The sequence below is a fragment of the Mesorhizobium cantuariense genome, assembly GCF_042647205.1.
GTDB classification, from domain to species: domain Bacteria; phylum Pseudomonadota; class Alphaproteobacteria; order Rhizobiales; family Rhizobiaceae; genus Mesorhizobium; species Mesorhizobium cantuariense.
In genome coordinates this window covers 2761322-2785461 of record NZ_JBHRVD010000001.1, presented here as the reverse complement: position 1 = coordinate 2785461, position 24140 = coordinate 2761322, and the positions used below count along the sequence as shown (strand labels likewise).

At 62.0% G+C, this 24140-nt stretch carries 29 protein-coding genes and 1 pseudogene; 7 read left to right on the top strand and 23 right to left on the bottom strand.

Annotated features, from left to right (window positions below):
* Positions 1-46: 46 nt before the first annotated feature.
* Together ACFOJ9_RS13110 and ACFOJ9_RS13105 are read left to right on the top strand one after the other, a co-directional pair.
* The gene (locus ACFOJ9_RS13110; RefSeq protein WP_378979259.1) at positions 47-268 is read left to right on the top strand and encodes a hypothetical protein; all 222 of its coding nucleotides are present in this window, start codon (positions 47-49) and stop codon (positions 266-268) included.
* A 46-nt stretch (positions 269-314) separates the two neighbouring features.
* On the top strand, positions 315-479 hold the full coding sequence (locus ACFOJ9_RS13105) for a hypothetical protein (protein ID WP_378979258.1): 165 nt from the start codon (positions 315-317) through the stop codon (positions 477-479).
* A gap of 732 nt (positions 480-1211) precedes the next feature.
* Here the strand turns inward: ACFOJ9_RS13105 and ACFOJ9_RS13100 are convergent.
* Together ACFOJ9_RS13100 and ACFOJ9_RS13095 are read right to left on the bottom strand one after the other, a co-directional pair.
* Entirely contained in the window at positions 1212-1514 is a 303-nt protein-coding gene (locus ACFOJ9_RS13100; protein WP_378979257.1) for a DUF680 domain-containing protein, read from the bottom strand.
* A 704-nt stretch (positions 1515-2218) separates the two neighbouring features.
* A pseudogene (locus ACFOJ9_RS13095) lies at positions 2219-2346 on the bottom strand (BA14K family protein); the annotation flags it as partial.
* Here ACFOJ9_RS13095 and ACFOJ9_RS13090 point away from each other — a divergent pair.
* Both ACFOJ9_RS13090 and ACFOJ9_RS13085 read left to right on the top strand, forming a co-directional pair.
* Positions 2320-2478 carry a hypothetical protein gene (locus ACFOJ9_RS13090; protein ID WP_378979256.1) on the top strand — a complete coding sequence of 53 codons (159 nt, stop codon included), beginning with the start codon at positions 2320-2322 and terminating at the stop codon, positions 2476-2478. The pseudogene ACFOJ9_RS13095 and the gene ACFOJ9_RS13090 overlap by 27 nt on opposite strands.
* Before the next feature lie 430 nt (positions 2479-2908).
* Positions 2909-3754 carry a hypothetical protein gene (locus tag ACFOJ9_RS13085; protein ID WP_378979255.1) on the top strand — a complete coding sequence of 282 codons (846 nt, stop codon included), beginning with the start codon at positions 2909-2911 and terminating at the stop codon, positions 3752-3754.
* A 1075-nt stretch (positions 3755-4829) separates the two neighbouring features.
* On the opposite strand, the gene ACFOJ9_RS13080 is transcribed toward ACFOJ9_RS13085, so the two are convergent.
* Together ACFOJ9_RS13080 and ACFOJ9_RS13075 are read right to left on the bottom strand one after the other, a co-directional pair.
* Positions 4830-5291: a YbaK/EbsC family protein gene (locus tag ACFOJ9_RS13080; protein WP_378979254.1), complete on the bottom strand. Its 462-nt coding sequence runs from the start codon at positions 5289-5291 to the stop codon at positions 4830-4832.
* 183 nt (positions 5292-5474) lie between these two features.
* Entirely contained in the window at positions 5475-5894 is a 420-nt protein-coding gene (locus tag ACFOJ9_RS13075) for a helix-turn-helix domain-containing protein (protein WP_378979253.1), read from the bottom strand.
* A gap of 134 nt (positions 5895-6028) precedes the next feature.
* Here ACFOJ9_RS13075 and ACFOJ9_RS13070 point away from each other — a divergent pair, with 134 nt between their 5' ends.
* Both ACFOJ9_RS13070 and ACFOJ9_RS13065 read left to right on the top strand, forming a co-directional pair.
* Positions 6029-6643, top strand: a complete 615-nt coding sequence (locus tag ACFOJ9_RS13070) for a hypothetical protein (protein ID WP_378979252.1) — start codon at positions 6029-6031, stop codon at positions 6641-6643.
* Positions 6644-6843: 200 nt separating this feature from the next.
* Positions 6844-7020, top strand: a complete 177-nt coding sequence (locus ACFOJ9_RS13065; protein WP_378979251.1) for a hypothetical protein — start codon at positions 6844-6846, stop codon at positions 7018-7020.
* 213 nt (positions 7021-7233) lie between these two features.
* Here ACFOJ9_RS13065 and ACFOJ9_RS13060 read toward each other — a convergent pair whose 3' ends face one another.
* The 7 genes from ACFOJ9_RS13060 to ACFOJ9_RS13030 all read right to left on the bottom strand — a co-directional run bounded on the left by ACFOJ9_RS13060 (position 7234) and on the right by ACFOJ9_RS13030 (position 11980).
* Entirely contained in the window at positions 7234-7536 is a 303-nt protein-coding gene (locus ACFOJ9_RS13060) for a hypothetical protein (RefSeq protein ID WP_378979250.1), read from the bottom strand.
* Positions 7537-7628: 92 nt separating this feature from the next.
* Positions 7629-8168 carry a MerR family transcriptional regulator gene (locus ACFOJ9_RS13055; protein WP_027038390.1) on the bottom strand — a complete coding sequence of 180 codons (540 nt, stop codon included), beginning with the start codon at positions 8166-8168 and terminating at the stop codon, positions 7629-7631.
* Between the two features lie 126 nt (positions 8169-8294).
* Positions 8295-8618, bottom strand: a complete 324-nt coding sequence (locus ACFOJ9_RS13050; RefSeq protein ID WP_013532231.1) for an integration host factor subunit alpha — start codon at positions 8616-8618, stop codon at positions 8295-8297.
* A gap of 103 nt (positions 8619-8721) precedes the next feature.
* Positions 8722-9693, bottom strand: a complete 972-nt coding sequence (locus tag ACFOJ9_RS13045) for a beta-ketoacyl-ACP synthase III (RefSeq protein ID WP_378979249.1) — start codon at positions 9691-9693, stop codon at positions 8722-8724.
* 9 nt (positions 9694-9702) lie between these two features.
* Complete coding sequence (gene plsX, locus ACFOJ9_RS13040; protein ID WP_378979248.1) at positions 9703-10773, bottom strand: phosphate acyltransferase PlsX; 1071 nt, start codon at positions 10771-10773, stop codon at positions 9703-9705.
* Between the two features lie 113 nt (positions 10774-10886).
* Positions 10887-11435: a YceD family protein gene (locus ACFOJ9_RS13035; RefSeq protein WP_378979247.1), complete on the bottom strand. Its 549-nt coding sequence runs from the start codon at positions 11433-11435 to the stop codon at positions 10887-10889.
* Positions 11432-11980 carry a ubiquinol-cytochrome C chaperone family protein gene (locus ACFOJ9_RS13030; protein WP_378987754.1) on the bottom strand — a complete coding sequence of 183 codons (549 nt, stop codon included), beginning with the start codon at positions 11978-11980 and terminating at the stop codon, positions 11432-11434. The genes ACFOJ9_RS13035 and ACFOJ9_RS13030 overlap by 4 nt, the downstream gene beginning before the upstream one ends.
* Before the next feature lie 114 nt (positions 11981-12094).
* Here ACFOJ9_RS13030 and ACFOJ9_RS13025 point away from each other — a divergent pair, with 114 nt between their 5' ends.
* Entirely contained in the window at positions 12095-12610 is a 516-nt protein-coding gene (locus tag ACFOJ9_RS13025; protein ID WP_378979246.1) for an outer membrane protein assembly factor BamE, read from the top strand.
* 246 nt (positions 12611-12856) lie between these two features.
* On the opposite strand, the gene ACFOJ9_RS13020 is transcribed toward ACFOJ9_RS13025, so the two are convergent.
* The 12 genes from ACFOJ9_RS13020 to ribD all read right to left on the bottom strand — a co-directional run bounded on the left by ACFOJ9_RS13020 (position 12857) and on the right by ribD (position 24138).
* Positions 12857-14998, bottom strand: a complete 2142-nt coding sequence (locus tag ACFOJ9_RS13020; protein ID WP_378979245.1) for a sodium-translocating pyrophosphatase — start codon at positions 14996-14998, stop codon at positions 12857-12859.
* A gap of 238 nt (positions 14999-15236) precedes the next feature.
* Positions 15237-15986, bottom strand: coding sequence for an ABC transporter permease (locus tag ACFOJ9_RS13015; RefSeq protein WP_378979244.1), 750 nt, complete (start codon positions 15984-15986; stop codon positions 15237-15239).
* Entirely contained in the window at positions 15983-16921 is a 939-nt protein-coding gene (locus ACFOJ9_RS13010; RefSeq protein WP_378979243.1) for an ABC transporter ATP-binding protein, read from the bottom strand. The genes ACFOJ9_RS13015 and ACFOJ9_RS13010 overlap by 4 nt, the downstream gene beginning before the upstream one ends.
* Complete coding sequence (locus tag ACFOJ9_RS13005; RefSeq protein WP_378979242.1) at positions 16918-18081, bottom strand: ABC transporter permease; 1164 nt, start codon at positions 18079-18081, stop codon at positions 16918-16920. The genes ACFOJ9_RS13010 and ACFOJ9_RS13005 overlap by 4 nt, the downstream gene beginning before the upstream one ends.
* 329 nt (positions 18082-18410) lie before the next feature.
* Positions 18411-19322, bottom strand: a complete 912-nt coding sequence (osmF, locus tag ACFOJ9_RS13000) for a glycine betaine ABC transporter substrate-binding protein OsmF (RefSeq protein WP_378979241.1) — start codon at positions 19320-19322, stop codon at positions 18411-18413.
* Positions 19323-19500: 178 nt separating this feature from the next.
* Positions 19501-20718, bottom strand: coding sequence for an MFS transporter (locus ACFOJ9_RS12995; RefSeq protein WP_378979240.1), 1218 nt, complete (start codon positions 20716-20718; stop codon positions 19501-19503).
* Entirely contained in the window at positions 20715-21215 is a 501-nt protein-coding gene (gene nusB, locus ACFOJ9_RS12990) for a transcription antitermination factor NusB (protein WP_378979239.1), read from the bottom strand. Before nusB ends, ACFOJ9_RS12995 begins: the two co-directional genes overlap by 4 nt.
* Positions 21212-21706, bottom strand: coding sequence for a 6,7-dimethyl-8-ribityllumazine synthase (ribH, locus tag ACFOJ9_RS12985; protein ID WP_378979238.1), 495 nt, complete (start codon positions 21704-21706; stop codon positions 21212-21214). The genes nusB and ribH overlap by 4 nt, the downstream gene beginning before the upstream one ends.
* Positions 21707-21787: 81 nt before the next feature.
* Entirely contained in the window at positions 21788-22063 is a 276-nt protein-coding gene (locus ACFOJ9_RS12980; protein ID WP_378979237.1) for a type II toxin-antitoxin system RelE/ParE family toxin, read from the bottom strand.
* Positions 22063-22323 (bottom strand): CopG family ribbon-helix-helix protein, encoded by a 261-nt coding sequence (locus tag ACFOJ9_RS12975; RefSeq protein WP_128308812.1) that lies wholly within the window; start codon positions 22321-22323, stop codon positions 22063-22065. The genes ACFOJ9_RS12980 and ACFOJ9_RS12975 overlap by 1 nt, the downstream gene beginning before the upstream one ends.
* 70 nt (positions 22324-22393) lie before the next feature.
* A complete protein-coding gene (locus ACFOJ9_RS12970; RefSeq protein ID WP_378979236.1) occupies positions 22394-23011 on the bottom strand; it encodes a riboflavin synthase in 618 nt (205 codons plus the stop codon).
* Positions 23012-23022: 11 nt separating this feature from the next.
* On the bottom strand, positions 23023-24138 hold the full coding sequence (gene ribD, locus ACFOJ9_RS12965) for a bifunctional diaminohydroxyphosphoribosylaminopyrimidine deaminase/5-amino-6-(5-phosphoribosylamino)uracil reductase RibD (protein ID WP_378979235.1): 1116 nt from the start codon (positions 24136-24138) through the stop codon (positions 23023-23025).
* Positions 24139-24140 lie beyond the last annotated feature (2 nt).

Genomic DNA, 24140 nt, shown 5'->3' with positions numbered 1-24140 from the left:
AAGGCAAGGGCGGCAACCCGGTTTTGCTGACTCTAAGGGGCTAACTATGAGCAAGACGACTCTCATACTTGCTATCCTCGCGATCAGCATCGGTGATGCCGATGCCAAGGACCGTAAAGTGAACGTGCCGGTTTGCACCGCGTCAAACTCACTCGCCGAAGTCCTGGGTGACAAGTGTTTTCTCGTCAAAGGTTCGAAGATCTATGGCGACATCGCCGATCTTTCCCAGATAATCACTTGGGCTGGTGGCGGAGCTGGTGGTCTGTGAGGGGCGCTCTTAGACGCCGCCGACAGGCACAGGCTATATTTTAGCGATGTCTGAAAAGCCGGTAACGACCTACGTGGTGAGCGTGTTCGAGAAACCGCACTGGCGCACCGTGCTGACGACCAAAGACAAGGAAAAGGCGCTCGCGATGGTCAAAGAGATCGGCGACAAGGTGCGGGTCCAAGAGATCACGCCGAAGCTGAAGAAGCGCTAGCGGAACAGCAGGAAGGCGCCCATGCGCTGCGCTTGCGCCGTCATATACGATAAGCCTAATGTAATTCATGATCTGGCCATTGAGCGGGTGCGGCGGCGCATTCGGGTTGGCGCTACCATCGCCGCGGCCTGCGCTTTCGGAACTCCTTTGGCATCGGCACATGATGACTGGTACGAAAAACAGTGCTGCCATGACCAGCATTGCGAGCCGTTGGCAGACAGTGCCGTCCGCGAAACAAGCAAGGGCTTCAAGGTGCCGTCAGGCGAATTACTGCCTTACGCGGACGGCAGGGTGCGTCAATCACACGATATGCGTTTTCATTGGTGCCATGCCCAGAAAGCAACGGAAGGCCGGCATCGTGAGATACCATCTGGCAACCCTGACATTACGATCTGCCTGTACGTGCCGCCTAAGTCATTCTGACATTACCAATTGCAAGGCCGGTAGCGAGCTTGCCGGTCAAGTCGAGGGCAATGGCGCCAAGAAGCGCGCGAACGTCCCTACGGGGCTGCGAGAGAGGGCTCTGGAGAGTTCGTTTCGAAGCGGGCGGGGATGGATTCCCCCGCCCCTTTTTCCTCAGGGCCTTACCGGTTTTTTTCCGGCAGATCCGATATGGTCGGTGTCTCGCAACTGTTGCAGATGGTTTCGCCCTGCATCACTTGATGTCCTGAGGTCGTGAATTTTGGTGTCTTACTACTTCCTTGTCCGGTTGTCGTAACGGAGTCGAACCAATTAGCGGCCCCAGATGCCGCGGCCGGATTCGGGCGCAGTGGACTGGGTCTGCACCGTCGTGCTGACAGCGCTTTGCTCAGATGTGAACAGCTCGCCGATCGACGCCGTAAACGTGTTGTCGACGTCGGCGGAAGTGGCGACCGGCTGGTTGGAGACGTTCGAGTCATAGTTGTCGCTGCCGGCAAAAGCGCTGCCCGTGGCAACGAGGATGGCGGTGGTGGTAATGGCGATCCTGGTCATTTCCGCAGGGGATGACGCGCGTGCAAGCGCGATAGCTTTTGTGATCGCAGTGAGCTTTTTCATTGGATATTCCTCCCTAGACGTAATACGCCCCGGGCCTTTTGGAACTATAAGACTCTTAGCGTGGGCGGTCTATTCACGATTCGATATATAATCGAACGATATATCCTTCGGCCGGCGCCCCGCCAGGGCTGCGGGCTTTCGCGCCCGAGGGGAAGAGATGACCGACAAGCTCGCCACAACCTATATCGTCAGCGTGTTCGAAAAGCCGCACTGGCGAACGGTGTTGACCACCAAGGACAAGGACAAGGCGCTGGCGAGGATATAGGCGACAAGGTGCGGGTCCAAGAGATCAAGCCCGCCGTAGTCGACTGCGCGGTGGCAGCGAGCTTTTCGAGTCATTTGATATCCCGAAGTGCGGCTTTTGTTCGCTCGTCTTGAAGTTGGGCGTAGGTCTGCCGGTACTCGACAAAGAACCAGACCTCCTTTGCCGCTAGATAGACCGTTGAAAGAACGATGCAGAAGGCAGCTGCATTGATCAGCTTATGACTATGCTTCCCTCCATAAAAGGCAGTATCTGAGGCTTGACGTCTGCCGTCAGCAAACTACCCGCCGGACTTCAGGGTGCGACAGAGGCGATTGCACCCGCTAAGTATTCCTTCGCCGTAGATCGTAGGCGATCGGCGTAGTCAAAATTTATAGCCACATTGTAGCCAGCAAAAGAAAAACCCCACCTAAGCGGGGTTTCAGTTGATGTGGTCAAAAGGTCAGTAGCGCGAATTGCACTGCCGACGGGGACCGTAGTTCGGCTGGTACGTGTTGTCTGACGCCCGGTAGGGGATCTGTAGCGGTCGTAGCACCACTGTACATGGGCGTCGCCACCTCGATAGACTCGGTGCTGGTTGTTGGTGAGGGCACCGGTGGTGAGTACCCCCGCAATGAACGCGCCAGCAGGAAGAAGAGCATCGGCGTCCCGACCTCTATCCTAAGTGACGAATTGCCGGATATCCTGACCGATGTCCGGTGATGGAGGGAGCCGGACTCCGCGTGACGGCCCATCAAGTAAGAAAAAGGGAGATGGCACCTAATTCTTATGGAGATGACACATAATCCTTATTAGGTACTTGGCGCAAACGGCAGGAACAATCTCAGTAAGCGCAAGTTTCCCTTGGTGGACCAACTCGCCCCAGAAGCACTGTTATGCTGAAATTTTATCGCTGCAGCGGCGCCTCATTATTGGACTGAGCACGGCCGCAATAGCGCGATCGAGTTTCCTGAGAAGACCGTACTAGCGAGGATCGCAGGCGGTGACGTACAGAGATGAATCATCGTCGGAGTTCCAAGGCAAAATGCGCCCGGCCTGGGTTCACTTTACCATGCGCCACTGGAGGTGGAGCTCCGTTCCCGTATGCATGTTCTTGCTGCTACTGATATCTCCGGCAGACAATGGCGCCGAAATGGAGCAGAAACTCGTTGAGGCGCACCGCGAATTAGCGGCGGCAAAAGCGGAGCTTGACTTCATGCTGCGCACCGCACGGGACGCCATCGCGCAGGCACATGCAGTGGCCGACACCGTGGCTGAGCAAGGGCGAGCCCTGGAAGAGCAGCGCCAAAAAAGAGCCGAAGCGCTCACGCTCGATCTGGAAGCGGCGCAGCGCGCCATAGAGGGCTTTAAAGCGAAAGACATTCTCGCGGATGAAGCGCGCCATTCCATGGAAGCTTCTCTGGCTGAGGCGAACCGAGCGCTTGATGATGAGCGGCACAAGATCGAGGTCTTCGAACAGGAACTCACCACGGTCCGCCAAACTAGCGACGCTAATAAGACAAGCGCAAATCTGGCTGCGGTCGAGCGGGCCACTGCCGTAAAGGACCGACAGGTGGCCGAGGCCGCTTTAAAGCGAGCAGGCGACGCATTCGAACTGGAACGCGAAAGGGCAGATTCAGCCGCGCTTGATCTCGACAGTGCTCGCCAGGAACGCGACGCTGCGAACCATGTCTCCATAGAGTTGAGCGCCGCGTTGGAGCAAGAGCGCGAAAAGACTGTCAGTATGGCCGGTTTCCTCAGCGCTGCGCGTAAGGCAATTGACCTCGTCAAGGCCCAGAGTGAGCGCGCTGCGCGGACGGAGCGAGCGCCGAAAGCGAGTGCCGCCGCAAGTCCGCTTGCGAGCTCGGGTGGCAAACATGCCCGTCAAACGGGGTTGCAACACAATTTGAAGGTCCAAAAATCGTCGCCGGACCTCGTGGCGACCATCACTCTTCCCGACGCATTGCTCCCGACGCCCAGGCCGCTTAACCCTCGCTAGCGAAGAAAGGGAGAGCGCTTACGGGGAGAGTATACGTATGACGGAGGTTCGTATGTATAAATACTTCGTAGCCGCCTTGATGATCGGGATCGCCATTGGGCCTGCCGTGGCTCTTGACGTAGGTGCTGGCGGTAAGGTCGGCGGTCTCGGGGTCAGTGCTGGAGCGAGCGCCAGTCAGCAAGGCGCGTCTGTAGGGGTTGGCGGTAAGGTCGGCGGTCTCGGGGTCGGTGCTGGAGTGAGCGCCAGTCAGCAAGGCGCATCTGTAGGGGTGGGTGCGAGCGCCGACGGTGTGGGCGGAGCAAGCATTGGAGGATCGGCAAGCACGGGCAACGGGTCGCTCGGGGTAGGCGTTGATGCTGGTGGCAACCTGGGTGGTGCAACCGGAGGCCTATCGACAGGTATCGGCGATCCGTCCGCCGATCCTGCGGGCGTAGGTAGCCCGGCCGCGGACAACACTGCCATCGCTTCACCCAAGAGTGCGAGACAAACCATCAACCTGCCACGCCCCCTCAGGCCATCCAACGCTGATGGCGGCGAACGCGGGCGGGCTTCGGAGGGCTATCCCTTAAAACCCTTGGCATCAATGAGAGCGAAACCCGGGACGCCGCCTTCAGTCGTGAGCGCCTGCCGCGCGGCGATCTTGTCTGCTGCAAAGCCCCTTGGCGCTGTGCGTGTATACGCGGTAAGTGCTGGTACGCCGCGCCAACGTCAAGCTGGACTGACGGCGCCTATCGAGGTGCGAATAGACTACGCAAGACAGGGCGACATCGAAGTGCGGCAAGCGAAAGTCGACTGTCGCCTCGATGCGGCCGGAAGGGTCACCGCAGTAATATGATAGGGGCTGTCATCTGCAGATTGCGGTGTGTTTAGCACTGGCGTAGCTGTCCTGCCACCCGCCTGCGTAGCGGCGCCCAAATATGAAGTCTCAGCGCGGGCCACTCCGACCCGTTCAAAGCAGGACTTGCCCCCAAAAGTCCACGTCTCCAGATGCCCCGATCACACCGGCCAAATCTCGGATCGGGACAAAATCTCGGAACGTGTCCTCTACCGGCTTACTTAAACCCCGGGTTGGGTCCTAGCCTTGGCAGACATCGACCCATTCGGCGCCGGCAAGCTCCACCACACGCTGTGGCGCAATCCGCACGGCGGCGTTGGTGGCGCCTGCGGCGGGGACGACTTCGTCGAATTCGCGCAGCGACACGTCGCAGTAGACCGGCAGCGGAGCCGGGAGGCCGAACGGGCAGACACCGCCCACCGGATGGCTCGTCGCGTCGACGACCTCCGCGGCGTCGAGCATGCGCGGCTTGCCGCCGAACTGGTCCTTGAACTTGCGGTTGTCCAGCCTGGCTATGCCGCTGGTCACCACCAGCATGGTGCGGTCGCCGACGCGCAGGCAGATCGTCTTGGCGATCTGCGCGGGCAGCACGCCATGCGCCTCGGCCGCCAAGGTCACCGTCGCCGAGCTCGCTTGCGTGACGATGACGTCGATGTCGGGCGCGTGGGTGGCGAAGAAGGCACGAACGGAGTCCAGGCTCATATCGAAAAACCCATGGTTCAAAACTTGGTGGACGGCAGATTACGGGCCAGCAGCCCGCCGCGCGTATAAGCACGTGCAACATATAAATCGGCAAGTCCCAGGCTGAAGCAGAACGCTGCGGCAGGTACAAAGAGCCCGCCAAGGAGGCCTTGGCGGGCTCTCTAGAATGCCTGTGGTCCTGATTTATGCCAGGGATCGACCCTGCGCCGCCGGCGTCGGCGCAGCCGGGGTGATCAGAGCCTCCTGGGAAAGTCGAAGCGCGGACACAATACGACGCAGCTTCGACGGATCCGTTATCCTGCCGTTCTCGATATCCTCAATCTCGTCGACCGCCAGACCGCATGTCAGGGACAGCTTCTCCACGCTGTAGCCGCGGGTCTCCCGCATCGCTCTGAGGGTGCTGTAATCTGGCCCGCTCTCGTTGGTTGCCGGTTCGGAGAGGGCTTCGCTTTTTGCATTATGGGGCATTGGCAACTCCATGACTGAAAGAGTTTGATCAAATGAGGAGTGTTGCCTGAGACGATCGGGAAGATGCCCGCTCGACGGCGATTTGCCAAGAGCCAAACTGACCGTCACGGGATCGTGAACCACGGGATCGCGCACACGTCGCGATCAAGTTGTTTTGAAGGCCCGATTGGGCTTTTGCCGGCAGTTTCGCCCCGCTCGTTCGTTATCCCTAAGTCGCTGGCGTGAAAACCATCCGGTTCCGGCCAGCCATTCCCGGAAGGATCTCTGCAATGAACTTGAAGACAGTCATGGTCGTGCTCGGCACGATCTCCAGCCTTTCCGTTGCCGGTGTGGGCGGCGCTCAAGCGGCGGACGCGCAGCGCGTGCGCGGCACCGTGGTCAGTTTCGAGCCATCGCTGCTGACCGTGAAAACCCGCCAGGGCGACACTTCAGCAATCAATCTCAATGCCGACTGGAAGATCTCAGGCGTCGCCAACGCATCCGTAAAGGACATCAAGCAGGGCGATTTCCTCGGCATCGCCTCCGTGTCGAAAGCCGATGGCGGCAGTGGTGCCCTGGAGGTGGTGGTTTTCCCGGCCGCTTTGAAAGGCACTGGCGAAGGTGACCGTCCCTGGGATCTGCAGCCAAATAGCCGGATGACCAACGGCACCGTCGCCGACGTCACCGATATAAGCGGGCGAGCGGTCACGCTGACCTACGACAATGGCCAGACAAAGAAGATTTCGATCCCTGACAACACGCCTGTCGTCACCTTCGCGCCGGCCACGCCGACCGACCTCAAGCCGGGTGCTACGGTCTTCGTTACCGCTCAGCGGGAGGCTGACGGCACGCTGAGCAGCAGTCGCGTGGTGGTGGGAAACAATGGCGTCGTCCCGCCGATGTAGGCAAAACGGGCGGCAAAGGCACGGCGTTTTCGGCCCGGGTGGTGAATGGTGGCGGGAGGCTGGACTGCGCAGAAACAGTCCAGAAACAAAATTCTACAATCGGGAAATACTGACGAAAAAATTCAGGAGCGTAATTCCATTCGCGGCGGCCGGGCTATCGCCCCGATTCATAGACGCCGGCGAAGAAAAGGAAACGATCCATGAAGAAGTCCCTCCTCTCGGCCCTCGGGCTTGCAGTTGCACTTGCTTTCACGGTGCCGGTGATCGGCGCGACGAGTGCGGATGCAGCCCCGATGGCAAAGCATCATCGTCATCACCACCATCATCGCCACCACGTCCGCCACCACCACCATCACCACCACGTGAAGAAGGCGTAAGCATAGCAGACTGCCAACGAGAAGACCGGCCTTGGCTTCTTGTTCAAGGCTGGTCTTCTCTTGGTAATATTCGCCACGATTTGGGGCGCGAATTTCGTTGAATAACAGCGTCAGGATTTAAACGCAAATCCCAAGATAGCCCGCGAAAGCTTTTCAGCTTCGCCACAAGGCCAAAGGTATCTCGCTGTTCGAAGGACCGTTCGGACCTATTCTTCAGCGCCGGCTGAACAGCAGACTGGCAACAAGACCGAGCACCACAAGGCCGACCGCTGCGGCCGCCGCCGGATGGTCGCGGGCCGACTTCTCGATCACCCTGCCCTGTTTGCGGATTGCCGGCATGGCATCGCGCAGACGCCCTGCAAGATCGGAATAGGTGTCGAGCGCGGCATCGCGACCATCTTCGTAGTAGGCGCCGCCTCGCCTGGCCATAGCCCTCTTCAAGCTGGCCAATTCCTTGCTGAGAGCCGCGACCTGTCTGTCGAGATCGATGTCCGAGAGGGTCGAAAATGATGCCATGATGCGTTTCCTTCACTTCCAGAAGGAAGCGTAACGCCTCACCGGAAGACGGGTTCCGGTTTTCGAACTATCGACGTTGCGTCGGACTGTGGTCAGCGCACCTGGTCAAGCAGCCGCTTGCATTCCAGGAGGTCGAACAGTGCCTCCTGCAGCAAGGCCCGATTGTCGCGCGATAGCTTCGACGCGTCCGGCTGCACCGGACCGTCTTCGTCGCTTTTGCCCAGACCGAAAAAGCGGCGGCTGGGTTTAACGCGGGGCTGACCAACCAGTTCGTCGTCCATGCCGCGCGGCTGGGCCGCAGGCGTCAGCGGCACCTGATCGGCCTGCTTTCGCTGCGAGATCGCCTCTACGGCGGCCATGTCGCCGTTGCCGATGGCGACCAGGAAATGATTGCCGTTCTCGCGCAACAGCTTTTGCACGCCCTTGATGGTGTAGCCCTGATCATAGAGCATGTGGCGGATGCCCTTGATCAGCTCGACATCCTGCGGCCGGTAGTAACGACGGCCGCCGCCGCGCTTCATCGGCTTGATCTGGTTGAAACGCGTTTCCCAGAAGCGCAGCACATGCTGCGGCAGATCGAGATCTTCGGCGACCTCGCTGATGGTACGAAAGGCGTCTGGGCTCTTGTCCATGGGCGAATCCTCACGCTGGACGATGATCCGGCTTACCCCGCCGAATCGGGTCTTATTTCAGCGGTTTATGAAGCAATATTCAAGCCCGGCGTCATGGCGGCGGCAGTTTTCAACCGCGCAATGGGACTACTTGCCGCTTTTGGCCTTACCACTTTGGTGGGAGCGCAGGATCCGGCTCTTCAGCACATTCGACGATTTGAAGGTCATCACCCGGCGCGGCAGGATCGGCACTTCTTCGCCGGTCTTGGGGTTGCGGCCGATGCGCTCGTTCTTGGAGCGGACGTGGAATGTCGCGAAGGACGACAGCTTCACCGTCTCGCCACGGACGATTGCTTCGCAGATTTCGTCCAGCACCGCTTCGACGAGTTCGGCCGATTCAGTGCGCGACAGGCCGACCTTCCGGTAAACTGCCTCGGCAAGGTCGGCGCGCGTAAGTGTCTTTCCCCCCATGCGACCGTCCCATCAGCTCAAAACATAAAATTCGGCACAACAACGGCAGAGCCTAAGTAATTGATCCGGCAAGGTCAAGGACCGAAACCGGACCGTTCGGCACTTACCAGCGAACCAGAACAGCGCCCCAGGTGAAGCCGCCACCCATCGCTTCCAGAAGGACGAGATCGCCCTTCTTGATGCGGCCGTCGGCGACGGCTACCGAAAGCGCCAGCGGCACGGAAGCAGCCGAGGTATTACCGTGCAAATCGACAGTGACCACCACCTTTTGCTCAGCTATCCCGAGCTTCTTGGCGGAAGCGTCAATAATGCGTTTATTGGCCTGGTGCGGCACGAACCAGTCGAGATCATCGGCTGATATACCGGCTTGCGAGAACGTCGCCTCGATGACGTCGGTGATCATTCCGACCGCATGCTTGAAGACTTCGCGGCCCTCCATCCGGAGGTGGCCGACCGTGCCCGTGGTCGACGGCCCGCCATCGACAAAAAGCTTGTCCTTGTGGGTTCCGTCGGAGCGCAGGCTGGCCGCCAGAACACCGCGGTCGGCGATCGTGCCCGCGCCCTCGCCTGCTTCCAGGACTACGGCACCGGCGCCGTCGCCGAACAGCACGCAGGTCGAGCGGTCGCTCCAGTCGAGGATGCGCGAGAATGTCTCCGAGCCGATCACCAGGACGCGCTTGGCCAGGCCGCCGCGGATGTAGAGATCGGCGGTGGTTACCCCGTAGACGAAGCCCGAGCAGACCGCCTGCATGTCGAAGGCAAAGCCGTGATGCATGCCGAGCCGGTTCTGGATCTCGACGGCGGTGGCGGGAAATGTGTTGTTGGGCGTCGAGGTCGCCAGCACGATCAGATCGATGTCGGCGGGCGTGAGACCGGCATTGGCAAGTGCGGCGCGCGCCGCCGCCTCCCCCAGCGAAGCCGTCGTCTCGTCATCACCGGCAATATGGCGCTGGCGAATACCGGTGCGCTGGGCGATCCACTCGTCGGAGGTTTCGACCATGCCTTCGAAATCGGCATTCTTCATGATTCTGCGGGGCAGCGCGGCGCCCGTGCCGCGCACGACTGATCTGATCAAAGTTCTTTCCTATTCCTTTGCGTCGGTAACGACGTCGGATTTCCTAGATGTCAGGGCATGCGGGTTGCGCGCATGGAACAGGTCCAGGTCGGCCTCGATGCGGTCGAGCAGATTGTTGCGTACCATGTCGTAGCCAAGCTCGATCGCCGCGGCGAAACCGTCCGAATCAGCTCCACCATGGCTCTTTACCACGATGCCGTTCAGCCCCAGGAAGACACCGCCATTGGAGCGGCCGACATCCATCTTTTCGCGCAGGCGATCGAATGCGCCCTTGGCGAAGATATAGCCTATCCTGGCCATCAGAGTCCGGCTCATTGCCGCGCGCAGATAGCCACCGATCTGGCGCACCGTGCCTTCCGCCGTCTTCAGCGCGATGTTGCCGGCAAAGCCTTCGGTGACGACAACGTCGACCACGCCCTTGCCAATGTCGTCGCCTTCGACGAAACCATGATAGTTCATCGACGCCATGTTGGCTTCGCGCAGCATGCGCCCGGCCTCCTTGACCTCTTCCTGGCCCTTGATCTCCTCGACCCCGACATTGAGCAGACCGACGCTGGGCCGGGCGATGCCGAAGACCGAGCGCGCCATGCCGGTGCCGAGAATGGCAAAGTCGATCAGCTGGTGCGCATCGGCGCCGATGGTGGCGCCGACGTCCAGCACCACGCTTTCGCCGCGCAATGTCGGCCACAGCGCCGCGATCGCGGGGCGATCGATGGTGGCCATGGTACGCAGGCAGAATTTCGACATCGCCATCAGCGCGCCGGTGTTGCCGGCGGAAATGCAGGCGTCCGCCGTGCCGGTCTTGACCGCTTCGACGGCCTTCCACATCGACGACTTCCAGCGGCCGTGGCGCAGCGCCTGGCTCGGCTTGTCGTCCATCCTGACCGCTATCTCGCAATGGAAGAACTCGCTGACTTCGGCGAGTTTCGGAAACTTGGCGAGCTCGGGACGCACGACCTCTTCACGCCCGTAGATGACGAAGCGGATGTCGGGTCGGCGGGTCGCGACCGTCATGAGTGCCGGAATAACCACGGCTGGTCCGTGATCGCCGCCCATGGCATCGATGGAAATCCTGATCACGCGGTACTTATCTCACGGTTAGGCGGCAGGTCGCTTTAGCGACCGCGAAGGTTCGGCGAAAATAACGGTTTTGGGCTGCCGCACAACCGACTTTTCCGTCGCGGGCGAGGTTTTCAGGATTTTCCCAGCAGGGATCGCAGTTTTTGCTGAAATTCATTCTCCGCCGGTTCGGTCTCGCTGCCGGCGTTCAGCGAGGCGCCCTGCTTGCGTGGGTAGGGGTCGATGGCCAGTCCGAAATACTGTTCGGCAAGTGCCCCGACATCGATCGTGTCACCGGAAAATGTTTCGGGACTGTCAGGGCCTTCCGCGTCGAGCAGGATCTCGCCGCCACCATCGAAACCCTGCCGTCCAAGCTTGGAATCCTCAGGCAGCAACAGCGCTTCGACCGGTTCGTCGATATGCGCTTCGACAGGCTCGAGCGTAACGATGCAGGCCTGGGTGATGTCGGCTTCGACGCGACCGCTGATCTTCACGCCGTTGCGCTTCCATGACGCCACCAGAAGCTCGGCGCGATAGGATTCGACCGAGATCAGCCCATGCTCCTCGGCCAGCACTGCACGCTGTGCGGCATCGGCCTCGATAGCCACCGGCAGACCCTTCTGCGGCAGGCGAGTGACGTTTGCGCGGAAGGATACCGGGCTTTGCGGGTCAATGTGCTTCATTGTTCATCTCCCTTGGCGACGGGAAAGGCCAGCGTGCCGGAGACAATCGACTCGGGTGTCTGCGCGGCCAGCTGGTTGCGGGCGTCGGTGACATAGTTGGCCAGCAGCGATGCTTCCGGCCAGGCGCCGGCGTCGGGCCGGACATTGCGGGCAAGGGCTGCGGTGAGCCCGTCGAGATCGTTTCTCTCCAGCGCATCATCATAAGCGGCGGTTCGGCCATAAAACATCTTTGCCAGCTTTTTCATGCGTTTGGGCACGCCAACATCGCCAATGCCCAATTCCCGCAGCGAATGATCGACGTCGAGGAAGAACTCGTCGATCAGCACCTGAGCGACCTCTTGCGCCACGCCGTTCTCACGACGCAACCGATGCTGGAACAGGAACATGTGCAGCGACAGCATCTCGAAACGGCCGAGCGGCGTGTCTGGCACATTCCAGTGGGAATAAAACACGCTCTGCCGCGCCGCCGCCACGATTTGTGCGTAAAGCGCCTCGGTGATAGCGCGGTTGGCGTGGCGTTCGCGGCCAAAAAAGCGCTGGAACATTGGGGATGGTCTCCTGGGGACCGTTTGTTGAAGTGGCCTTGTTGCATCGGCAAGCAAGCTGGTTTACCGGTTTCGCGGCCCAGCGCAAGTTGCGGCCAGCTAATGGAGTTGTTGTTGCGCGCGCTGAATTTCAAGTCGACCTTCTCGTCCAGGCCCGCCGGCGCTATCTCGCTGCTGGTAATCATTTCGGCGCTGTCCGCCTGCCACACCTCCAAGATGGTCGGCGACCTCAGCCCGAGTGAGACGCTGACGCAGGGATATGTCATCGACCAGCAGGCAATCGATTCGGTGCCCGTCGGCTCGAGCCGCGAGCAAGTGCTTCTGGCGCTCGGCACCCCGTCGACGACGGCGACCTTCGACAACGAGGCCTTCTATTACATTTCGCAGACGCGCAAGCGCTACGTCGCCTTCGACAAGCCGCGGCTCATCGACCAGAAGGTGCTGGCGGTCTATTTCGGCGCCGACGGCCGCGTCACCCAGATTGCCAATTACGGGCTGAAGGACGGCAAGATGTTCGACTTCATCTCACGCACCACACCGACCGGCGGCAAGGACCAGAACTTCCTCAGCCAGATCATCAACGGCGCCAGCAAGCTGGCGCCCGGCATTCCCGGCGGCGGCACTCCCTGACCTTTCAGACCTGCCTTCCCCTTAATTCTCCCGGAAAGCAGCAACATCTCAGGCGACCAAAAACCCGCGGGAGCGATCCTGCGGGTTTTTGTTATGGCCACGATCAAGGCAAGGCCATGCCTGCCAGCGTATCACCGCACGCACGGCGAACAGGCGAAGAAAAGTGTTGAAGCGTCGACTTCGGCTTCGCTCAACAAAAAACCCGCGGGATCGCTCCCGCGGGTTGTTTTCGAGCCGATGCCTTGATCAACCGTGCGCGAGCACGGCCAGCAGCAAGAGCGCGACGATGTTGGTTATCTTGATCGCCGGGTTGACGGCCGGACCGGCGGTGTCCTTGTAGGGATCGCCGACCGTGTCGCCGGTCACCGAAGCCTTGTGCGCCTCGGAACCCTTGAGGTGCTTGACGCCATCCTTGTCGACAAAGCCGTCTTCGAAGGACTTTTTGGCGTTGTCCCAGGCGCCGCCGCCCGAGGTCATCGAGATGGCGACGAACAGGCCGTTGACGATGACGCCAAGCAGCGAGGCGCCAAGGGCGGCAAAGGCGGAGGCTTTCGAGCCCGAGATCAGCAGCACGCCGAAATAGACGACGAGCGGTGCCAGCACCGGCAGCAGCGACGGGATGATCATCTCGCGGATCGCCGCCTTGGTCAGCAAGTCGACCGCGCGGGCGTAATTCGGCTTCGAGGTGCCGGCCATGATGCCCGGATCCTCGCGGAACTGCTTGCGCACTTCCTCGACGATGGCGCCCGCCGCACGGCCGACGGCCGTCATGGCGATGCCGCCGAACAGATACGGGATGAGGCCGCCGAAGATCAGGCCGGCGACGACGTAAGGGTTGGAGAGATCGAAGGAGATCTCGCCCATGCCCTGGAAGTAGGGATATTTGTCGCCATTGGCGGCAAAGAACTTCAAGTCGTTCGAGTAGGCGGCAAACAGCACCAGTGCGCCGAGACCGGCCGAACCGATGGCGTAGCCCTTGGTCACCGCCTTGGTGGTGTTGCCGACCGCGTCAAGCGCATCGGTGGACTGGCGCACTTCCTTGGGCAGGCCGGCCATTTCGGCAATGCCGCCGGCATTGTCGGTGACCGGGCCGAAGGCGTCGAGCGCAACGATCATGCCGGCAAGACCGAGCATCGTCGTGACCGCGATCGCCGTGCCGAAGAGGCCGGCGAGCTGATAGGTCGAGATGATGCCGCCGACGATGACGATCGCCGGCAGCGCCGTCGATTCCAGCGAGACCGCAAGGCCCTGGATGACGTTGGTGCCGTGACCGGTGACCGACGCCTGGGCGATGGAGTTGACCGGGCGCTTGTTGGTGCCGGTGTAGTATTCGGTGATCACCACGATGAGACCGGTCACCACGAGGCCGATCAGGCCGCAGATGAACAGGTTCTTGCCGGTGATGGCCATGCCGGAAACGGTGCCGATCTCGCCCCAGCCGAGGGTGACCGAGGTGGCGACGCCAAGGCCTACGATGGACAGCAGGCCGGTGACGATCAGGCCCTTGTAGAGTGCGCCCATGATCGAGCCGTTGGAACCGAGCTTGACGAAGAAGGTGCCGACGATCGAGGTCAGGATGCAGGCGCCGCAGATGGCGAGCGGATAAAGCATGGCCGCACCCAGAACGGCGGTACCGCCAAAGAAGATGGCAGCCAGAACCATGGTGGCGACGACCGTCACCGCATAGGTTTCGAACAGGTCGGCGGCCATGCCGGCGCAATCGCCGACATTGTCGCCGACATTGTCGGCGATGGTGGCCGGGTTGCGCGGATCGTCTTCGGGAATACCGGCTTCGACCTTGCCGACGAGATCGCCGCCGACATCCGCACCCTTGGTGAAGATACCGCCGCCGAGACGCGCGAAGATCGAGATCAGCGATGCGCCGAAGCCGAGCGAGACCAGCGAGTCGATGACGATGCGGTCATTGGGTTGAAGGCCCATGAAGTGGGTCAGGACAAGGTAGTAGATCGAGACGCCGAGCAAGGCCAGGCCAGCAACCAGCATGCCGGTGATGGCGCCCGATTTGAACGCGATGTCGAGGCCGGCAGCGAGGCTGTTTGATGCGGCCTGCGCCGTGCGAACGTTGGCGCGAACGGAGACATGCATGCCGATGAAGCCGGCGGCGCCCGAAAGGACGGCACCGATCAGGAAGCCGATCGCGGCGGTGATGGATAGCAACCACCAGGCGAGCACGAGGACGACGACGCCAACGATGGCGATGGTGGTGTATTGACGCGCCAGATAGGCTTGTGCGCCCTCGCGGATGGCCGCGGAGATTTCCTGCATGCGTGCATTGCCTTGATCGGCCGCAAGGACCGAACGTGTCGCCCAGATGGCGTAAAGGATTGAAAGCAGGCCGCAGGCGATGACGGCGGAAATAATTGTCATTGCCGGATTTTCCTCGATTGATGGCCCAAAAGAACCCCTCCCTGGGCCGTTGAGACAAAGACCGGATTCCGTGCACGGAATCCGCCTCTTCGCAGCGGTGTATGCGAAACAGGGCTGCGAACGTCAAGATATTGTTCGGTTTTTGCCCGGCTTTCGCCTAAATGGTTTGGGCCAAGCAACGACTACCGTCAGCCCTCTCCTATTAGATCGATTGAAATTGGCCCTGACGCAGACGCGGCTACTCGGCCTCCCGGCCCATGCGGCGCGCCGTGTAGCGCTCGATCGCCGAGAGACCGTCATAGATCAGCACGGCAAGGGCTGCCACGATGAGGCCGCCCTGCAGGATGAAGGCGAGGTTGTTGGACAACAGCCCGGCGATTATCACTTCGCCAAGCGTCTTGGCGGCCACAGTCGAACCGATGGTGGCGGTGGCAAGGCTGATCACCACCGACAGCCTGATGCCGCCCAGGATGATCGGCGCGCTCAGCGGCAGCTCAACCTTGGTGAGCCTTTGCCAACCGGTCATGCCGGCCCCGCGCGCCGCCTCGACGACATTGGCCGGCAGCGTCGTTAGGCCGGTCAGCGCATTCTCGAAGATCGGCAGCAGGCCATAGAGAAACAGCGCGATCAGCGTCGGCTTCTCGCCGAAGCCGACGGCCGGCACCGCAAGCGCCAGCACCGCCACCGGCGGAAAGGTCTGGCCGATGTTGACCAGGCTGCGCGACAGCGGCAGGAATTCAACACCGACCGGCCTGGTGACCAGGATGGCAAGCGCCACCGCGACGATGGTTGCGGCGACGGTGGCGATCAGAACGGTGCGCAAATGCAGCAATGTCAGCGTCAGCAGGCTGCCCTGGTTGTAGATCACCGGCGCATTGTTCTTGGTCAGCGGCTTCAGCAGCGGCTCGAACCAGCCGGGATTGGTGACGAAGGCGACCAGCAGCAGCACCACTGCAAGCCTGAGCAGCGATGGAAGCCAGGCCTTCATGCCGGCCTCGCCGCGCGTTTCACCAGACCATCGACCGTGACGCGGCCAAGCGGCTTGCCGTCGGCGCCTTTGACCGGCAGAGCCGGCCGGCCCGACCATAGCAGTTCGGCCAGAGCGTCACGCTGGCTGGCGTCGCCGGGGATCGCCTCGCCTTCGGCGGAGCCCTTCTCCACGGCATCGCGAACCCGGCCGAGCGACAGCAACCGGAACGGCCGCTCGCTGGCGCCGACCAGGGTCTCGACAAAGGCGCTTGCCGGCTTCGCCAGGATCTCGGCGGGCTTGGCGTATTGCACCAGCTTGCCGGCATCCATCACCGCGATCTTGTCGCCCATATGCACGGCCTCTTCCATGTCGTGGGTGACGAGGATGATGGTGGTGCCGAAGCGCTTCTGGATCGCCAACAGATCCTCCTGAGCCTTGGTGCGGATGATCGGGTCTAGCGCGCCGAACGGTTCGTCCATCAACAGCACGTTGGGCTCGGCGGCGAGCGCGCGGGCAACGCCAACGCGCTGCTGCTGGCCGCCGGACAGTTCGTGCGGATAGCGCGGCCCGAACGCTTCGGGATCAAGCTGATAGAGGGTCATCAACTCATCGACCCGGGCCTTGATGCGGGCCTTGTCCCAGCCGAGCAGCACCGGCACGGTGGCAATGTTCTGCGCCACCGTGCGGTGCGGAAACAGGCCGTGGCCCTGGATGGCGTAGCCGATGCTGCGGCGCAGTTCGTAACCGGGCAGCGAACGATTGTCGGCGCCGTCGAGCTTGATGATGCCCGAGGTCGGCTCGACCAGCCGGTTGATCATGCGCAGCAGTGTCGTCTTGCCGGAACCGGACGTGCCGACAATGACAGCGATGGTGCGCGGCTCGATGACCATCGAAACGTCATCGACCACCGTTGTCGCGTCATAGCGCTTGGTAATGCCTTCGATCTCGATCATGCCGTTTCAACCCTGCGCTTGGTGGCAGTCATTTCGATCACCGCATCGAGGATGATGGCGGCGGCGAAGGCGAGCGCGACCGTCGGCACCGCGCCGAGCAGCACAAGGTCCATCGCCGTCTGGCCGACGCCCTGGAAAACGAACACGCCGAACCCGCCACCGCCGATCAGCGCCGCAATGGTGGCGAGGCCGATGTTCTGCACCAGCACGATGCGTATGCCGGTGAGGATGACAGGAAAAGCCAGCGGAAACTCGACGCCGAACAGGCGCTGCCTTTCGGTCATGCCCATGCCGCGCGCGGCGTCGTTGGCGGCGCGCGGCACGCCGGCGAGACCGACCACCGTGTTGGCCACCACCGGCAGCAGCGAATAGAGAAACAGCGCGACGAAGGCGGGCGCGGTGCCGATGCCGCGAATGCCAAGGGCAGCCGCCCCCGGCACATGCGTGGCAACCCAGCCTAGCGGCGCGATCAACAGGCCGAACAGCGCGATCGAGGGAATGGTCTGGATGATGTTGAGCACGTTGAGCACGCCGGCGCGCAGCCTTTCGATGCGATGGCACAGGATGCCGAGCGGCAGGCCGACGACCACCGCGGCAAGCAGCGACCCTAGCGCCAGCGTCACGTGCTTGGAGCCTTCGGCCCAGAAACTGTCGGCACGGTTGGCATATTCCTTGAGGATGGAAAGGTCGTTCCAGCTGCCCGAAATCAGCAAAAGACCGATCGTCAAAGCCGCGACAACAAGCACGCCAACCCGTGCCAATGGCGACAGGTTCAGCCGTGTCAGCACGTCGGCGAGCAAAAGCGTGAAAGCAAAGATCAGAATCCAGAAACCGGAGGCTGGCGAAACTCTCGCAAAGGTGTTGCCCGCCGGCGTGAGAAATGTTCCGGCGACGCCGATCAGCAGCGCGAGCGCGGCAAGCGTCACCACGCTGGCGGCAAGGCGCAGCGCAAGCGGTGTCCTGAACAGCGCAATGAGCGCGGCGGCGACAATGATGGCGAGCAGCAGCGTCCCGGTCGCTGCCGGCAGCGCCTCGAGAATCGAGCGCGCCTGGCCAGGGACGATGCGGTTGGCGCGGAACGTGGCAAAGGGCGCGGCAAAAGCCGCATAGGCTGATATCGCGGCGATGACCACGCCAAGCTTGTCGAAGCGGAGGGTCATTGGGCGCCCTCGGCGAGGAAGACCGATAATCGAGCCGGCCGCACCCTTTCAGCAAACTTGGAAATTGGCGAAGGCCTACGCGATATCCAATCTCCCCCCTTGCGGGGGAGATGTCCGGCAGGACAGAGGGGGGTGTGAAGGAACGCCATCTTCTAAGTAAGCGCTCGTAGGAAGCCAACCGTACCAGATGATGTAGATAAAATCGACTGAAACGCCGGCGGGACAGCACCCCCCTCTGTCCTGCCGGACATCTCCCCCGCAAGGGGGGAGATCGGCAGTTCGACCGGCAGCACCTTCTCACCTCGCACTGGCGTTGCGATCTCTGAACGCTACTTCAAAAACCCGTTCTTTTTCAAAAAGTCCTCGGCGACGCCCTTGACCGGCTCGCCGCCGACCTGCACGCGACCGTTCAGTTCCTGCAGCGTGACGAGGTCGAGCTTGGCGAAGACCGGCTTCAGCAGCGTCTCGATCTCGGGATGTTCCTTCAGCACCGCTTCGCGGATGATCGGCGCCGGCTGGTAGACCGGCTGCACGCCCTTGTCGTCGTCGAGCACGACAAGCCCGGACGGCGCGATGCCGCCATCGGTGCCGTAGACCATCGCGGCGTTGGCACCGTTGGTCTGGTTGGCGGCGGCGGCGATGGTTGCCGCGGTGTCGCCACCCGAGAGCGTGATCAATTGCTCAGGCTTCAGCGTGAAGCCATAGGTGGTCTGGAAGGCCGGCAGGGCGGCGGCCGAATTGACGAACTCGGCGGAAGCCGCCAGCACCACCTGACCGCCACCCGCGACATATTTGCCGAAGTCGGTGAGCGTGGCGAGCTTGTTGGTTTCGGCGACTTCCTTGCGCAGCGCGATCGCCCATGTGTTGTTGGCGGGCGACGGCGACAGCCAGACGATCTTGTTGGCGTCGTAGTCGAGCTTCTTGGCCGTCTCATAGGCCTTGGCGGCATCCTTCCAGACCGGGTCGTCGGCCTTCTCGAAGAAGAAGGCGGCGTTGCCGGTGTATTCGGGATAGATGTCGATCTCACCGGCGGTAATCGCCTTGCGCACCACCGGGGTGCCACCGAGCTGGATGCGGTCTGATGTCTTGATGTTGTTGGCGTTGAGCACGAGCTGGATGATGTTGCCAAGCACGCCGCCCTCTGTATCGATCTTCGAGGAGACAACCACCTGGGCATTGGCGGAAGCCGCCGTGATGCCGAGCGCCAATGCCGCGCTGGCCAGAACCTTGGCTGAAAACATTGTGAAAACCCCTTGCTATGAACCGAAATGCGGTGGCCGCATATGAGCATGGCTCAAACGCTCCGTCGGGGCATACGGTTTCATAACAATAGGCACAGACGCAATAATTTTGTTCCGGTGCGGTAGATTCGGCCGGGATCGTGCTGACAGCGCCGTGTCAGGTGCAGCGGCGGAGGGATCAGGCGACGGCTTTGCGCAAGCCCGTCAACTTAAGCGCGCCGAGCGCCACGAAGCACAGGACGGTGACCGGAAAGACTATCCAGTTCAGCATCTCCCAACCCCAGGCGTTGTAGACCATGCCCGACATCAGCGAGGCGCAGGCGACGGAGCCGAACAGGACGAAGTCGTGGAAGCCTTGCACCTTGCCCTTTTCCGAAGACCGGTAGGTGGCGGCCACCATCGCGGTGGCGCCGATGAAGCCGAAGTTCCAGCCAAGGCCAAGCAGGATCAGCGACGTCCAGAATTGCCACAGCGCCAGGCCCGACAGAGCGACAATGGCGCAAGCGATGAGCAGGACCAGGCCCACGGCCACGATGCGCTCGGCGCCGAAGCGATGGATCAGGGAGCCTGTGAAGAAACTCGGCGCAAACATCGCCATGACGTGCCAGGAGATGCCGAGCGTCGCGTCATTCTCAGACAGCCCGCAGCCGACCATGGCCAGCGGGGCGCCGGTCATGACAAAGCTCATCAGCGCGTAGCTGCCGACCGCGCAGAAAAGCGCGGCGACAAAACGCGGCTGCGTGACGATTTCGGCCAATGGTCTGGCGTCGCTGTCGGCGATCTCCACCTTGCCGGATGTCTTCGCCGGCAACCGCAGGAACGACAGGATGATGGCGCCGACCGCGGCCAGCGGCAGGATGGAAACGAACGAACCGGCAAACATCACCGGCGCCAACAATTCGCGGGTGAAGATGACGATCTGCGGCCCGAGGATGGCGGTGACGACGCCGCCGGCCAGCACGAAGGAGATGGCGCGCGCCTTGAATTCCGGCGGCGCGTTGTCGGCGGCGGCGAAACGGAACTGCTGGACGAAGGCGCCGCCGACACCGATCGTGAGCAAGCCAAAAGCAAACAGCCAGAAACTGCCTTGAAAAAGCGCAAGCGTGGCGACGAGGCCGCCAAGCGCCGTGACGATCGTTCCGGTCATGAAGCCGCCGCGCTGGCCCATGCTGCGGATGATGGCCGCTGCGGGCAGCGCGCCGAGCGCCACGCCGATGTTGAAGCCGGTGATCGGCGCCGTCGCCAGCGATTTGTCTGGACCAAGCAGATATTGCCCGGCCAGCGCCCCCATCGAGATGGCAATCGGCGCCGCGGAGCCGATGATCGCCTGCGAGGCGGCGAGAATCAAAGCGGTGCGGCGCGCCTCCTTGCCGGCCTCGATGGCGATGGCCGTCATGATGCGTCCTTGCCGCGCCCCTCGCCACGCACCCGGCGTGACACACGGTCGAGCACGGCATTGACCAGCTTCGGCTCGTCTTCCTCGTAGAAAGCCTTGGCGATGTCGACATATTCGGAGACGATGACCGCGACGGGGACATCCTCGCGCTTCATCAGCTCGTAGACGCCGGCGCGCAGAATGGCGCGCAGCGTCGAGTCGAGCCTCGACAGCGGCCAGTCCTCGGTCAGCGCCTGGCGGATGATCGGATCGATGGTCTTCTGGTTCTCGACGACACCCGCCAGGATGGCGCGAAACCATTGCGCATCGGCCTCACGATAGAGCGCGCCGTCGACTTCCTTGCCGAGACGAAACGCCTCGTATTCGGCGGTGATCTCGAAGACGCCGCTGCCGGCGACATCCATCTGATAGAGCGCCTGCACAGCTGCCAGACGGGCAGCGCCGCGCTTGTTGGCGTGGCGCACCGGTGGCTGGCCGGTCGAGGGGGGCTCGCTCACGATAGCGCTCCGAGCTGCTGTTTCAGCGCGATCATGGTCAGCGCCGCACGCGCCGCGAAACCACCCTTGTCGCCTTCCGAGCGCTTGGCGCGCGTCCAGGCCTGGGCGTCATTCTCGGTGGTGAGGATGCCGTTGCCGATGCAGACCGAGTCCTGCACGCTCAGGTCCATGAGCGCGCGGCTTGATTCATTGGCGACAATGTCGAAATGATAGGTGTCGCCGCGGATGATGGTGCCGAGCGCAACAAAGCCGTCATAATTTGTGCCGCCTTCCGTCGCGCCGTCCAGCGCGAAGGTAATCACCGCCGGAATCTCGAGCGAACCTGGAACGGTGACGACGTCGTAAGTCGCGCCCGCTTCATCGAGCGCGCTTGTCGCGCCTTCGAGCAGAGCATCGGCAAGGTCGTCGTGAAAGCGCGCTTCGACAATGAGCAGATGCGCCTTCGTCTTCGGACGAATGAAGGCTTTGCCGTGTTGGGATGTACCAGCCATAAAAGTCTCCGGGGATCGCCGGTGACTTAGGCCGAAGCCGGGTTGACCGCAAGCAGAAGATTGGAGAAGGCCAAGCCTGCCCTATCGATCCTCTCGCGTGTGCCATAGGCGCAGCACAGAAATCGTGTCATTTCGTATTTCGTAGCGTATTTCGTAGTTGCCTATCAAAATGCGGCGCACTTCGAGTGGCTCGAACTCTTCCAGTCTTTCACCGATGCGCGGATACTCGACTAGCCGTGCGGGCGCAGCGGTGAGTGCCTGCACAGCACGTGCGGCTGCCTGGCTATTTGTTGACGCGAGAAAATCATGAAGCCTGACCAGGTCGGACAAAGCCTTGCTGGTCCACTTCAACTCCATCAACGTGGCACAGGCAGCGGCTTTTCAGTGCCAAGACTGTCAGCCCACGCCTGCACTGCCTGATGATCGATAACTCGGCCGGCATCCACATCGGCCAGCGCTTCGAGTGTCAGCCGCCGGCGCTCTTCCTCCAAGTCGACCCAGGCAGAAAGAGCTTGTTTGACAATCCAACCACGCGGACGCTCAAGGCGAGCAGCTAGCTGATCAACCTTTTCTGCAAGTGGGAGCGGAACATGAGCGGTGATCACCTTTGTGTCCATTTGAGCCTCACAATCGGATTTAATCATAGTGATTAAAGCTGATTAAGTCGAGTTTCGATTGGCCAATAGCTCAAAGCCCCTCTTTAGCCGCCTCCACCAGCCGCGCCGCGTAGCGGGCCATGGTGTCGATCTCGAGATTGACGCGGTCGCCGACCTTGCGCTCGCCCCAGGTGGTGACGGTCAGCGAATGGTGGATCAGCAGCACGTCGAAGCGCGTGCTTTCGACCTTGTTGACGGTGAGCGAGGTGCCGTCGAGCGCGACGGAGCCCTTGGGCGCAATGAACTTCGCCAGGTCGCGCGGCGCCTCCAGCGTGAAGCGCACCGCGTCGCCCTCATCCTTGCGTTCGATGATCTCGGCCATGCCGTCCACATGGCCCGAAACAATGTGGCCGCCGAGTTCGTCGCCGATCTTCAGTGCGCGCTCCAGATTGATCCGCGTGCCCGATTTCCAGCCCATCGCCGTCGTCAGCCTCAGCGCCTCCTCCCAGGCCTCGACCTCGAACCAGCGTGCGTTCGAGCCGCTGTCGGGCAAGGCCGTGACCGTCAGGCAAACACCGCCGCAGGAGATCGAGGCACCGATGGCGATGGTCCCGGGGTCATAAGCGGTGTCGATGCGCAAACCCACCCCTTCCCTGAGCGGCTTGACGGACGCGACAGTGCCGACATCGGTGATAATTCCGGTAAACATCGGTGTTGATCCTAAATGTCTCTTATCCACTCGGCGTAGCTGTCTTCGCCGAAACGCATCTCGCGCAGCTTGCGAAAACCTGCCGGGATGTGGTCAGCGTCGATCGGCGATGCAATGCCGTCATCGCCGATCGCTTCCGGCCCCTGGAACAGCACGATGCGGTCGACCAGCCCATCGGCCAGGAAGGCGCTCGCCACCTTGGCGCCGCCCTCGACCAGCACGCTTGCCATGCCGAGCGCGGCCAGGTCCTCGAGCAGTTCCGGCAACGCGACGCCGCCTTCATGCGTCTCGGTGCCGATGAAGCGCACGCCGGCGCGTTCGAGTGCCGCCCGCCGCAGCGGATCGGCCTCCAGGCAAGCGGCGACATAGAGTGGCACCCGGTCCACGCCCGAAACCAGTTTCGAGGCCTCCGGCAACCTGATCTGGCGGTCGAGCACGATGCGTGCCGGCGAACGGTTCTCCAGCCCCGGCAAGCGCACCGTCAGGGCCGGATCATCCTCAAGGGCTGTGCCGATACCAACCAGTATGCCGTCGGCCTCGGCCCGCATCAGATACACTTCGCGGCGCGCGATATCGCCGGTGATCGACACCTGTCCCCCGCCTTCCCGGCCGATCTTGTCGTCGCTGGAAAGCGCAAGCTTGAGAATCACTTCGGGCCGTTTTCTCAACGATCGGATCAAATAGCCGGCCATCTGCTCGGCGGCTTCCGCCGCCAGCACCTTCTCGACCACCTCGACACCGGCGGCACGCAGGATTGCGTAGCCGTTTCCGGACACGCGCGAATCGGGGTCGCTGGCCGCACCGACGACGCGCGCGACGCCGGCATTGACCAGCGCATTGGCGCAAGGTGGCGTGCGGCCGTGATGGGCGCAAGGCTCCAGCGTGACATAGGCGGTAGCACCACGCGCGAGTTCGCCGGCCTCGGCCAGGGCCTCGGTCTCGGCATGCGGGCGGCCGCCGACAGCGGTGACGCCGGTGCCGACGATCATCGGGCCATTGCCGTCATCGCGCACGATCAGCGTGCCGACAGACGGGTTGGTCGCGGTGCGCCCGGCATTTTTTCGCGACAGTCTGAGTGCCGCCGCCATGAAGCGGCGATCAAGGGCGGCCTGTTCGCTTGCAGTCATGC